Source organism: Microcystis sp. LEGE 00066 (assembly GCF_015207925.1).
Taxonomy (GTDB): domain Bacteria; phylum Cyanobacteriota; class Cyanobacteriia; order Cyanobacteriales; family Microcystaceae; genus Microcystis; species Microcystis ichthyoblabe_A.
Genome location: NZ_JADEVX010000009.1, coordinates 38,895 through 50,982, shown reverse-complemented (window position 1 = coordinate 50,982; position 12,088 = coordinate 38,895). Strand labels below are relative to the sequence as shown.

Sequence of the window (12,088 nt, the reverse complement as noted above, 5' to 3'; positions counted from 1 at the left end):
GGGTGTGGGGTGTTGGAATTATGGATTATGAAGTGGGGTAGATGGGGAAGTGGGGAAGCTGTCTCATCTCACCCTATCACCCCAAAACCCTATCACCCCAAAACCCTATCACCCCAAAACCCTATCACCCGAACAATGTTTACGGATCGACCAGAAACGTGATACTATAATAGATTGCAGTATTTAAGCAGAGATCACGAGTCCTATGGCCTTAACCCAGACCAAAAAACAAGAACTAATCAGCCAATATCAGTCCCACGAAACCGATACAGGATCATCGGAGTTACAGGTAGCTTTCTTAACCGAGAGAATCAACCAACTGACCGAACACCTGAAAGCTAACCCAAAAGACCACGCTTCCCGCCGGGGATTACTCCAGATGATCGGTCGTCGTCGGGGACTGTTAACCTATATTCAGAAGAAAGATCAACAACGTTATCAAACCCTGATCGGTCGTCTCGGAATTCGCCGTTAAGCTTACCCCCCTTGCATCCCTACCATGGACTCTGAATCGAAATCGACGGAGAAAAAAGAGCGTCTTCCCTTTGAGCCGCGCCAAAATAAGCGAAAAACCCCGAAAATTGCCCCTAGTCCCGTGCCACCGCCGATAAAGAATCGCTCCGAGGAAACCAGCTTAAAGGCAATTCCGCAAGCGGTCAGTCAACGGATGGCCAAACGGATGGCGGTATTTTGTGGCATTCCGACAGTATTGGGGATAACTTCCTTTTTTGGCTTCTACTGGATTATTAGCCACAATCTTCTCGAAATCCCTTCCTACGTCGCCATGCTCGTCAGTTTAAGCCTGTTTGGTCTAGGTTTTATCGGTCTGAGTTATGGCATCTTCTCCGCTTCTTGGGATGAGGATCGGGTGGGGGATTGGCTAGGATGGCAAGAATTTCAAGCTAATTTTGGTAAAACGATCGCCGCTTGGCGGTCCGGCAAAAAAGAAGTGGAAGAAAAATAGATAACCTCTAGAAATCGTCAACAATAGAGATTAAAGGAAACAATAAAAGGTTAATGCCATGATTGTTGTCATGAAAGTTGGTTCCCCGGAAATTGAAATCGAGCGCATCGGTGCCGAATTCGAGGCATGGGGATTAAGTCCCGAGAAAATCGTCGGTAAGCATAAAGTTGTCATCGGTTTAGTCGGAGAAACCAGGGAATTAGACCCCCTACAAATCCAAGAATTAAGCCCTTGGATCGAAACCGTCCTACGAGTCGAACAACCCTTCAAACGCGCCTGTTTAGAATACCGTCACGGGGAATACAGCGAGGTTTTAGTCCCCACTCCTAACGGTGTTATCCCCATCGGCAGAAATCATCCCGTTAGCATTGTCGCCGGCCCCTGTTCGGTGGAAAATGAGGCCATGATCGTGGAAACTGCCAAACGAGTGGCGGCAGCCGGAGCGCAATTCCTCCGGGGGGGTGCCTACAAACCCCGCACTTCTCCCTATGCTTTCCAAGGTCACGGGGAAAGCGCTTTAGAATTACTAGCGGCGGCTAGAGATGCCAGTGGTTTGGGTATTATCACGGAAGTAATGGACGCGGCGGATCTCGATAAGATTGTCGAAATAGCCGATGTGGTGCAAGTGGGAGCCCGCAATATGCAGAATTTTTCCCTCTTGAAAAAAGTTGGGGCGCAACCGAAACCGGTCCTACTCAAGCGCGGCATGGCGGCCACTATTGAAGATTGGTTGATGGCGGCAGAATATATCCTCGCGGCAGGAAATAGCAATGTTATTCTCTGCGAACGCGGTATCCGCACCTTTGACAGTAAATATACTCGCAATACCCTAGATTTATCCTGTATTCCCGTTTTAAGAACTTTAACTCACCTGCCGATCATGATCGATCCTAGCCACGGTACGGGTAAATGGGAATATGTACCGACCATGGCCATGGCTTCCCTGGCAGCTGGGGCCGATTCCTTGATGATCGAGGTGCATCCTAACCCAGCCAAGGCCCTATCCGATGGGCCGCAATCCTTGACTCCCGACCGGTTCGACCAGTTAACGCGGGAGTTAGCGGTCATTGGTAATACGATTGGGCGTTGGCCCCAGGTTCCGGCACTGGTTTAATTAAGATGATCAGGGGGTGAATCAACCCCCTTTTTTGGGCATAAATTTCGCTTTTCGGGGCAGTTATGGTGACGATTCCTCTAGAGTTAAATACTGAGCAAATTAGGGGCGAAAAACGGGTAGTTTTTAATCATCTCAGTTGGTTATCCTATCAGCAAATTTTACAGGCAATAGGCGAAAATAATCGCGCCCATTTATTTTATGATCGTGGCACGTTAGAGATTACTATGCCCCTAGAAGAACACGAGTTTTACCGAGAATTAATCGGACGTTTTATCTATTTTTTGGTGTCCGAATTGGGTTTAAAAATTAAAAGTATGGGTTCCACAACTCTAGCTAGGGAAGATTTAGAACGAGGGGCAGAACCGGATAATGCTTACTATATTCAAAATCAAGCTAAAGTGCTAGGAAAAAGGATTAATTTAACTGAAGATCCGCCCCCGGATTTAGTGGTGGAATTGGATATAACCCACACGGATATTAATAAATTAGCACTTTATGCCCGTTTGGGAGTGCCAGAATTATGGCGTTTTAATGGACAAATCTGGCGCATTTATCGGTTAGAAAATGGGGTTTATCAGGAAGAAGAATTTAGTGCGACTTTTCCCCTAGTTCCGAAAACTAAACTCTATGAATTTTTAGCCACTGCTAAAGAGGATGAAGTGAGGGCAGAAAAGAATTTAAGAGCATGGGTTGTTAGTCAACTAGCTGAGAGTTGAGGTAATTATGGTGACAGTTCCTCTAGAGTTAAATACTGAGCAAATTAGGGGCGAAAAACGGGTAGTTTTTAATCATCTCAGTTGGTTATCCTATCAGCAAATTTTACAAGCCCTAGGGGAAAATAATCGCGCCCATTTATTTTATGATCGTGGTACTTTAGAGATTACTATGCCCCTAGAAGAACACGAGTTTTACCGAGAATTAATCGGATTATTTATTCGGATTTTGGTGGTAGAATTGGGTTTAAAAATTAAAAGTCTGGGTTCCACAACTCTAGCTAGGGAAGATTTAGAACGAGGAGCAGAACCGGATAATGCTTACTATATTCAAAATCAAGCTAAAGTGCTAGGAAAAAGGATTAATTTAACTGAAGATCCGCCCCCAGATTTAGTGGTGGAAGTGGATATTACCCACACGGATATTAATAAATTAGCACTTTATGCCCGTTTGGGAGTGCCGGAATTATGGCGTTTTAATGGACAAATCTGGCGCATTTATCGGTTAGAAAAGGGGGTTTATCAGGAAGAAGAATTTAGTGCGACTTTTCCCCTAGTTCCGAAAATTAAACTCTATGAATTTTTAGCCACTGCTAAAGAGGATGAAGTGAGGGCAGAAAAGAATTTAAGAGCATGGGTTGTTAGTCAACTAGCTAAAAATAATGGCTCTTCGTTACTTGGTATGGTTCGATAGGGGGGCATAAATCGACTAAATCCTTATCTGGCAAGGGATTTAATTGATTAGTTCGCTCTAGACGAAAATAATTGACAAAAATCGCTAAATGCCTTTCTATATAAGGGTTCCATCCCTTATAACCCCCGTTCATTGCATAACACAAACCGAAGAGCCAAAATAATTAACTAGGGTTTGCTGAAAAAGTTTTTTGGTGGGGTTAGGATCCGGTCGTCAGGAGACAGGAGAATTAAGAATGAGTAATAATCAATTAAATGGTTTATTTAGAGATTTTCTGCCAGTTAATCTGGCTCTCCCCTACTTGTGGTCATAAGAAAAAGTTATGAAAAAGTCAGAGATTCAAATTTTCCTAGCTCACGCTAGTGAGGACAAACCAGCAGTTTTGGCACTGCATGAGCGCCTTAAGCAAGCGGGATATAAACCTTGGTTGGATAAAAAAGACCTGATTCCGGGGCAAATTTGGCGAGATGAAATTCCGAAAGCGATTAAAGCTAGTCAGATTTTTCTGGCCTGTCTGTCAGCGAAATCAGCTAATAAGCAGGGATACATCCAACGGGAGTTGAGGATTGCACTTGATACCTTGGGACAGATGCTACTGGGGACAATTTTTTTTATTCCCATGAGGTTAGAAGAATGCGAAATTCCTGATCTGCGACTTGCAGAAGTTGGCTTGAATCTGCGAGACCTCCACTGGCTTGATTATTGGGAAGAAGACGGATTTGAGCAACTAGAAAGAGCAATTACCTATCAATTCAAGCTTGAACCGGAAGAGCCAAAACAACTGTTATCAGTATTTAACTTTGAGGTGGTGGGAGTAAATGCGAAGGGTGAGCAAATTAGAAAAGAGTCGAAACAGTCCCAATATTTCAGGCAAGATCTGGGCAAAGGCATCACCTTAGAAATGGTCGCCATTCCGGGGGGAACTTTCCTGATGGGAACAGAAGATGAGGAAATCGAAAGACTGGTTAAAAAATTTAATTGGGAAGGATTTAGAAGGGAAAGACCACAACATGAAGTAACTGTCCCACCCTTCTTTATGGGTAAATACCCCATCACCCAGGCCCAGTGGAAAGCGATCGCCTCTCGCACGGATTTAAAAGTTAAACAAGACCTTGATTTCAAGCCAGCCTATTTTAAAGACCGTCCCGATAGCGATCGCCGTCCCGTGGAACAAGTCAACTGGTACGATGCGATCGAGTTCTGTGCGAGATTATCAAAACTAACGGTTCGGGAATACCGACTACCGAGTGAAGCGGAATGGGAATACGCTTGTCGTGCTGGAACCACCACCCCGTTTTACTTTGGGGAAACCATTACGGGGGAATTGGCTAACTACAATGCCAGTAATACCTACGCCGATGAACCGAACGGAGAATATCGAAACGAAACAACTCGCGTGGGACAATTTCCCCCAAACGCCTTTGGACTGTACGATATGCACGGCAATGTCCGGGAGTGGTGCGCCGATACTTGGCACGATAACTATGACGGTGCGCCGACGGATGGCAGTGTCTGGATAGAAAATGGTAATGATAATCGTTCTCCTCTGCGGGGCGGTTCCTGGGGCTACAATCCTACTTACTGCCGTTCCGCGATTCGCTACGACTACTACTTCCGCCGCGTCAACCGCATCAACAATTACGGTTTTCGGGTGGTGTGCGGTGCTGGGAGGACTTTGTAGCAGAAAAGAATTTAACTTAGTGTCAACAGACTTTTAAAAATTAGGTGGGCAATGCCCACCCTAATCTTAGGATGGCGGTTTGTAGGTAGAAGCAACGGATAATTCCTTTAATTGCTTGGCTGCCACTGTTGAAGGTGCAGAAGTGAGTAAACAACTAGCTTGCTGGGTTTTCGGGAAAGCAATCACATCGCGAATCGATTCTTCTCCTGCTAACAACATCACCAAGCGATCTAAACCGTAGGCGATGCCACCGTGGGGAGGGGTTCCGTATTCAAAAGCTTCTAACAAAAAGCCGAATTTATTATAGGCTTCCTCTGGGGATAGACCGATGGTAGCGAAGACTTTTTCCTGTACTTCCCGTTGATAGATCCGCAAACTGCCGCCACCGATTTCAATACCATTAAGAATCATATCGTAGGCTAGGGCGCGAGCGTGGGCTAGATCGTCTAAATCTTCGGGATTAGGGGCAGTAAAAGGGTGATGCAATGCTTCTAGGCGTTTTTCCTCGGCGTTGTATTCAAACATCGGGAAATCCGTCACCCAGAGGAGGTTGATTTTCTCCGGATCAATTAATCCCAATTGTTCCCCTAAAACTAAGCGTAGGCGGGATAGGGATTTATTGACTGTATCGGTATCTCCTGCCCCAAATAAAAGCAGATGCCCCGGTTTTGCGCCAGTCTTCTCGATTAAAGCCTGTTTTTGTGCCTCTGTCAGGTTATCTTTAATCGCACCGATGGTATCAAAATCGTAGTCCTCGCGCACGCGGATGTAGGCGATTCCCTTCGCCCCCGCGTCGGTGGCTTCTTTGAATAAATCCCCACCCGGCTTGATTCTGACGTTAGAAATCGCCTCGTTACCGTTGGGAATCGGTAAAACTTTCACCGTCCCCCCACTAGCGATCGCACCTGAAAACACCTTAAATCCCGAATCGGCAAAAATCTCCGCCACATTGACCAATTCCAATCCAAAACGAGTATCGGGGCGATCGACCCCATAGCGATCCATAGCCTCAGCATAGGTTAAACGGGGCAGGGGCAGGCTTATATCGATATTTTTGACTTTTTTGAAGATATGAGCGATTAAAGCCTCATTGAGGGCTAAAATCTCGCTTAAGGAGAGAAAACTCATCTCCATGTCTAACTGAGTAAATTCCGGTTGACGATCAGCGCGCAGATCTTCATCCCGGAAACAGCGAGCGATTTGATAGTAGCGATCCATTCCCGACACCATTAATAATTGCTTAAATAGTTGCGGTGATTGGGGTAAAGCGTACCATTGGCCGGGGTTGACACGGGAAGGAACCAGATAATCCCGCGCTCCTTCGGGGGTCGATCGAGTTAAAATTGGCGTTTCCACTTCGATAAAATGCTGTTCATCTTCGAGAAAACGGCGCATTTCCTTGACAACTTGGTGACGTAGTTGTAAATTCTGACTCATACGCTCCCGGCGTAGGTCTAGATAGCGGTATCGCAAGCGCACATCTTCCCGTACCGATTCGCTTTCGGAACTAGAGACGACAAAAGGCAGTTGTTTAGTAACCCCGTTGAGAATCTCGATGCTAGTGGCGTAAATTTCGATTTCTCCGGTGGCAATGCGCGGGTTAAGGGATTCGGGAGGCCGTTGACTGACTGTTCCCGTCACCTTGAGGACATACTCGTTTCTCACGGTTTCAGCGATCGGGTAGGAAGCGGGGGTTCGTTGGGGATCGCTGACGATCTGGACAATACCACTGCGATCCCGCAGATCAATAAAAATAACGCCACCGTGATCGCGACGGCGATCGACCCAACCGAAGAGGGTGACACTTTTTTCAATTTCGATCGCGCTAAGGTCGCCACAGTAGTGAGTTCGCATAGTCTAACTAGAGAATTACTTATATTACGAATGTAGTATAGAAAGGATGGGGCCAGAAAAAAATCAGACGGCCTTGCTCATTATGCCAGTATTTTGTCGCTCTTGTCCCCTTGTTTAGGGTATTTTTATGGTCTCTTAGTCCTCAGCTATCGGCTTTTCGCGGATCGGCTATAATTAACAAGGATCCTCTAGCAGTTACCGATTGTGAACGATTAAAATCATGAATTCCTTAGAAAAAAAAATGGTGGAACTGTTAAGAGAACTCAGGGAAGATCACCATGTTTCAGGGGTAAAAGCGGAATTCGAGACGGAAGGAACCCGACTGACGGAAGCGATGCGGTTGAAAGAAATTAGTCTGCAAGCGGGGGTGGATTTTAATCTGAAAATCGCTGGTTGCGAAGCGATCAGAGATATATTTGATGCGGTTAATTTAGGAGTCGATCGCTTAATTGCTCCCATGGTAGAAACAGCCTACGCTTTACAAAAATATCTGCGGGGAGCTAGGAGGGTTTTAGCTGATCAAGGGGTGGAAGATGTGGAGTTATTAGTTAATATTGAAACGATTACTGCCTGTGAGAATTTTCAGGAAATGTTGGCGATTCCAGAGATAAAATCTCTTCATGGTATCGTCATCGGACGGATGGATTTAGCCTGTTCTTTGGGATTAACTCGCCGGGATGTGAATAGCGAGCAAGTTTTCGATCTGGCTTTACCTTTGGCAAAAAAAGCTAAGGCTGCCGGTTTGACTGTTGCCATTGGGGGTGGAGTGTCACTAGATTCTTTACCGTTTTTCAAAATGTTCTGCCAAGGACATTTTGACCGATTCGAGACGCGCAAAGTTATCTTTGATTGTCCCCAAGCTTTGGATAATTTCAGTTTAGCTTTGCCAAAAGCGATCGAGTTTGAATTACTCTGGCTAGAGAATAAAAAAAATTATTATGGTGCTATTGTTCGTGAAGATGACCGGCGTTTAGAAATCCTCCATAATTTACTTTTTGGTTAAAGATATTGATCCTTCGATCGACCGCTCAAAACCTAGGCAGCAAAGTTATACGGATGTGGATTCATTGGCTCTTCTCGACTTTGTGTAATAATTTTTGCTTATGGAATTGTGAAATGCTTATCGGGCAAGACTTTTATGGCTGTTTTGCCGAAGAAACTATCAGTATAGACCTCGTTTCCACACAGAAACTAGAAGAGCCAACATTTTAACCCTTTGTAGCACAGGGCTTTCAAAACTCGATTAACAATCTATAATATTCCTGGTTGACACCCTTACTGACAAAGAAAAAACTGAAATCAAGTCAGGATCAGGCTTGGATTGCTTAGTGACAAAATTGTTAAGAAAGATCCCTATAAGGGATAGGGTACTTATTAATTTTCCTGCATTTTTCTGCTCACTTTGTTATTTTCGCTTTTCTGCTCTGACACCAGATTTTTTGTTCTCGAGGATTTCTCGGTCTTTTTTCACCATTTCTTTTAAAGAGTAACTCCACCGTCCACAGGTAAAACCACACCTGTCATATAGGGGTTGATAATCAAACTCAATACTGCTAGGGCGACTTCTTCGGGTTGCCCTAAATGTTCGACAGGTAGGGCAGAAACCGCCCATTTGCTCAAGTCCGAGCGTTCTGAATCACCTTGACTGCTCCAGATACTTGTATCTTCTATTAATCCGGGGGCAACAACGTTAACGCGAATAGGAGCGATTTCTAGGGCGAGGGCGCGTCCAAATACGGCTACGGCACTATTAGCGGCGGCTATGACGGAAATTCCGCCCATTTTGGAATATTTGAAGATAGTAACGCTGGATGTCAGGGTAATAGAACCGTCCTTGGCCAAAGTTTTCAGGGAGCCACGCACTGCTAAAAAGGTTGCCCAGAATTTCTCCATACCTCCCCGGGCCGTTTCTGTGGTCATTTCAGTTAATAAAGCTCGCGGCATATTTCTGTCTCCGAGAGAGGTTACTACTAAATGGTCAAAGTTGCCAATTTCTGCAAAAAAGGCATTAACAGAATCTTCTTCTAAAAAATTAACAGTTTTGGCTTCAATCTCCCCGGAAATTAGGGCAACAGCGGCAGCTAATTTCTCTTGAGAAGCATGGGAAAGCACCACTTTTGCCCCCAGGGAGAGCAATTTTTCGGCAATCGCTAGGTCAATCCCGGAGCTTGCACCAATAATAACGACTTTTTTACCCGATAAGGAATCAAACATTTTTTTGTCTCCAAAAATTAAAGAAAACCTGACAACTATTACAGTATATTAACTGGCTTTTGGCCAGCAACTAACCAATAAGTTATGGCTGAGGAACTTAGCAAATTATCCAGAGGCTTAATGTTTAAATTATAGGTTTCTTCGTCTAATTTTCCTGATTGCAATTCCTCGGTTAACCAAGACTTAAGATGGCGAAAATGTCTGAACCAGCACTCCTCCGTCACCTCGACAAATTTAACATCTTTAAACCCTGCCTGTTGATAAAGATTTTGATACTCTGCCCTATCTTTGACCGTGTTTGCTTGGGGAACTGTCCAATCCCCTAAAAGTTCCGTTGTGGCAAAACTCAGATCTGAGAGAATTAAGGTTCCCCCCGGCTTTAATACTCGCCAAGCTTCTTGCAAGAATTGCTGTCTAGTATTAAAATAAAAAGCCGCTTCTACACAAATAATTTGCTCAAAAGAATGATCAGCAAAATCCATCTCTACCGCGTCCATTAACAGAAATTTACCCTCGGGAAAATTCAAGAGACTTCTGGCAATTTGTGTCGGAGAAATGTTAATCCCCACAATTGCTGTCAATGGATAATATTTGAGAAGATAATGGGTAGTTGCTCCCAAACCACAGCCAACGTCAAGAATTGTTCCCTGTTTGTTGGGAATAAATTCTAAAAGTTTCTCCATCAGAGTAGAGGATGCTTCCTGTTGATCTTGGGTATGGGAGAGCCAATAACCGACATTAAAAAACTCTCTTTCACCATAAAACTCTCGAATCGAAGGACTACAAATTAAATCATCGAATTTACTAATCCATTCATTTTTATCCATTGTTAAACTCACTTAACTCTTTCGGCAAAAACTACATTAGTTTAACACGATTGGGCTTAGTAGAACCCACTTTCCGCACTTCTTAACATTCAATTGATAATTTTTACTAATATATTGCTTACAATCCTGGTTCTTCGGTTTGTCTTATGCAATAGACGGGAGTTATAAGGGATGGAACCCTTATAGAGAAAGACATTGGGCGATTTTTGTCAATTGTTTTTTATCTAAAGCGAACTAATCAATTAAATCCCTTACCAGATAAAGATTTTGTTGATTTATGCCCCCCTATCGAACCATAACAAGTAACGAAGAGCCACAATCCTTTGCCAGTAAAGATTATAGCTACAATCATGGATTTTTATCCAGGTGAAGAATTGCAAATTTTTTTCTCAGAAAAAATCAATTCTTGAAAATGTTCTTAATAGTAGTTTCTACAATCAAGGTTTTTCGTCAAAAAATCTTGGGGAATGTAAAAATATATAAAAGTATATGAAGCGGTGCGGAATGTCGGCTGTTAAGGCACTATGCTGAATCATACTGTTTTTTAAAACGCAGAGTTGTCATGCCTAATTTTTCGCACACTTGTAGCAGTATCAACTACGACCCTGACAGCACAATCCTGAGTGCTGAGTGCCAAGCTCGCGATGGAGAATGGCTCCCTACCGAACTGAGGCTTAGTGACCATATCGGTAATATAGATGGGGAATTGCAGTTCGGGGATCAAAACTTCCAAGAAACCTGCCAAGATTGTCACCTTGAGTTCGGGGATGGAGAGCAATCCGTATGGTTGGTGTGTACTTGTCAAACAATGGATGGGGAATGGAAATCTACCCAAATACTGTTAGACAGTCAGATCGATAATAACGACAGCCAACTGGAAATTGGATAGGGTAGGGGAGAACGCAAGAAATCCACGATTCCGCTATCTGTTGGGGAGGAAACCTACACTTACCCGCAAGAGAAGTGTAGGTAGTTCACCAAGTATTTGACTTGAGTAAGACGGCAATATATGTTACTATCACAGGGTAATCGCAGCTATCTTGAAAAAGCTGCCACTCAAAACTAGGAATGACCATGAATTATCCTAATAGCGAACAAAGTAAAGCAATCCCCTTCTTTGCTCGTTTTTTATCTGCGGACCAAGACGAGGCTCCGACTCCCGATTCCCCCCCTGATTCTGAACCCGCTCCCGTTTGGACTTGGAAATGGCCTTCTGACTGGGAAGATAGTTAATTAATTTCAAGATTGCTTTCAGTAATTCACACAGAAAACAACCACCGCCATAAGTCAAGCAGGAGTAAGATTTATGGCGGTTTTTTGTTGTATTTAGGGTTTGCTAAACAAGTCAATTGGCCGGTGAGGGCAGCAGTGCTTAGTTAAGTTACAACTACTCTTCAGCAATTTCTACTTCTTTGGGAGCAACAGGTTCTTCGGCAGCAATTTCTACTTCAATAGCCTTTTTCAGGTTAAGTTTTAGAACTTGAGAAATTGGCAAACCTTCCACCTCATTGATGAGATATTCTTGAGTTTCTGTTTCACGACGTTTGAGATAGACCGTTTTAAGCAGTGCCTCAATGCCATAACCCGTAACAATGTCACCAATAATGGTAGAGATGCCTAAGACCCCAAGTCCACCAATTAGTCCCAGCGGACCGCCTAACCCAAAAAGTGCGTAAATCGCAGGATAGGCAGTACCACCGGATGCGGCAACAGCAATAATGAAAATAGTGCCGGGGAGTCCCAGAGATGCAAGTTTTTGAACAACTTCATCCAGAGAAATTCCCCAGGAGACAAGTTTTTTGTTGATTTCTGTGGGATTAATTCCGAGAAAATCATTGGGAATGGCCGTTTCAGTAGTTTCCGTCATTGATGAGACTCCTAAAATCACTAAGTTGGATTGGTTGGTCGGGATTTCAGTCATATAAAATCCATCGTAAGGCAAAAGAATACAAAGCGGCTGTCTAGCAATCAGATGCCTTGCAGCATTCTACATTAGTCTTACCGTTCACACAACTTGTAGAAAA

General features: G+C 44.0%; 13 protein-coding genes. 9 read left to right on the top strand and 4 right to left on the bottom strand.

All coding sequences use genetic code 11. From position 1 onward, the window contains the following. Positions 1-205: 205 nt before the first annotated feature. The 6 genes from rpsO (at position 206) to IQ224_RS02615 (ending at position 5,169) form a co-directional block, all read left to right on the top strand. Positions 206-475, top strand: a complete 270-nt coding sequence (gene rpsO / locus IQ224_RS02640; protein ID WP_002741886.1) for a 30S ribosomal protein S15 — start codon at positions 206-208, stop codon at positions 473-475. Positions 476-499: 24 nt separating this feature from the next. Next, positions 500-964 carry a PAM68 family protein gene (locus IQ224_RS02635; RefSeq protein WP_194032495.1) on the top strand — a complete coding sequence of 155 codons (465 nt, stop codon included), beginning with the start codon at positions 500-502 and terminating at the stop codon, positions 962-964. A gap of 58 nt (positions 965-1,022) precedes the next feature. Next, positions 1,023-2,078, top strand: coding sequence for a 3-deoxy-7-phosphoheptulonate synthase (aroF, locus tag IQ224_RS02630; protein WP_194032494.1), 1,056 nt, complete (start codon positions 1,023-1,025; stop codon positions 2,076-2,078). A 65-nt stretch (positions 2,079-2,143) separates the two neighbouring features. After that, complete coding sequence (locus IQ224_RS02625) at positions 2,144-2,797, top strand: Uma2 family endonuclease (protein ID WP_002741882.1); 654 nt, start codon at positions 2,144-2,146, stop codon at positions 2,795-2,797. Between the two features lie 7 nt (positions 2,798-2,804). Next, positions 2,805-3,488: a Uma2 family endonuclease gene (locus tag IQ224_RS02620; RefSeq protein ID WP_194032493.1), complete on the top strand. Its 684-nt coding sequence runs from the start codon at positions 2,805-2,807 to the stop codon at positions 3,486-3,488. 322 nt (positions 3,489-3,810) lie between these two features. Continuing rightward, positions 3,811-5,169 carry an SUMF1/EgtB/PvdO family nonheme iron enzyme gene (locus IQ224_RS02615; RefSeq protein ID WP_194032492.1) on the top strand — a complete coding sequence of 453 codons (1,359 nt, stop codon included), beginning with the start codon at positions 3,811-3,813 and terminating at the stop codon, positions 5,167-5,169. Between the two features lie 66 nt (positions 5,170-5,235). Here the strand turns inward: IQ224_RS02615 and aspS are convergent, their stop codons facing one another. After that, positions 5,236-7,023: an aspartate--tRNA ligase gene (gene aspS, locus IQ224_RS02610; protein WP_194032491.1), complete on the bottom strand. Its 1,788-nt coding sequence runs from the start codon at positions 7,021-7,023 to the stop codon at positions 5,236-5,238. Between the two features lie 220 nt (positions 7,024-7,243). On the opposite strand from aspS, the gene IQ224_RS02605 reads away from it, so the two are divergent. Next, a complete protein-coding gene (locus IQ224_RS02605) occupies positions 7,244-8,026 on the top strand; it encodes an aldolase/citrate lyase family protein (protein WP_002741862.1) in 783 nt (260 codons plus the stop codon). A 476-nt stretch (positions 8,027-8,502) separates the two neighbouring features. Here the strand turns inward: IQ224_RS02605 and IQ224_RS02600 are convergent, their stop codons facing one another. Next, a complete protein-coding gene (locus IQ224_RS02600; protein ID WP_002741853.1) occupies positions 8,503-9,237 on the bottom strand; it encodes an SDR family oxidoreductase in 735 nt (244 codons plus the stop codon). A gap of 38 nt (positions 9,238-9,275) precedes the next feature. Next, complete coding sequence (locus IQ224_RS02595) at positions 9,276-10,064, bottom strand: class I SAM-dependent methyltransferase (protein WP_036399846.1); 789 nt, start codon at positions 10,062-10,064, stop codon at positions 9,276-9,278. A 562-nt stretch (positions 10,065-10,626) separates the two neighbouring features. Here IQ224_RS02595 and IQ224_RS02590 point away from each other — a divergent pair. Continuing rightward, positions 10,627-10,953 carry a CVNH domain-containing protein gene (locus IQ224_RS02590; RefSeq protein ID WP_036399836.1) on the top strand — a complete coding sequence of 109 codons (327 nt, stop codon included), beginning with the start codon at positions 10,627-10,629 and terminating at the stop codon, positions 10,951-10,953. Between the two features lie 185 nt (positions 10,954-11,138). Then, positions 11,139-11,297 (top strand): microviridin/marinostatin family tricyclic proteinase inhibitor, encoded by a 159-nt coding sequence (locus tag IQ224_RS02585; protein WP_002750786.1) that lies wholly within the window; start codon positions 11,139-11,141, stop codon positions 11,295-11,297. 154 nt (positions 11,298-11,451) lie between these two features. Here the strand turns inward: IQ224_RS02585 and IQ224_RS02580 are convergent, their stop codons facing one another. Then, positions 11,452-11,931: a hypothetical protein gene (locus tag IQ224_RS02580; RefSeq protein ID WP_002791698.1), complete on the bottom strand. Its 480-nt coding sequence runs from the start codon at positions 11,929-11,931 to the stop codon at positions 11,452-11,454. Positions 11,932-12,088 lie beyond the last annotated feature (157 nt).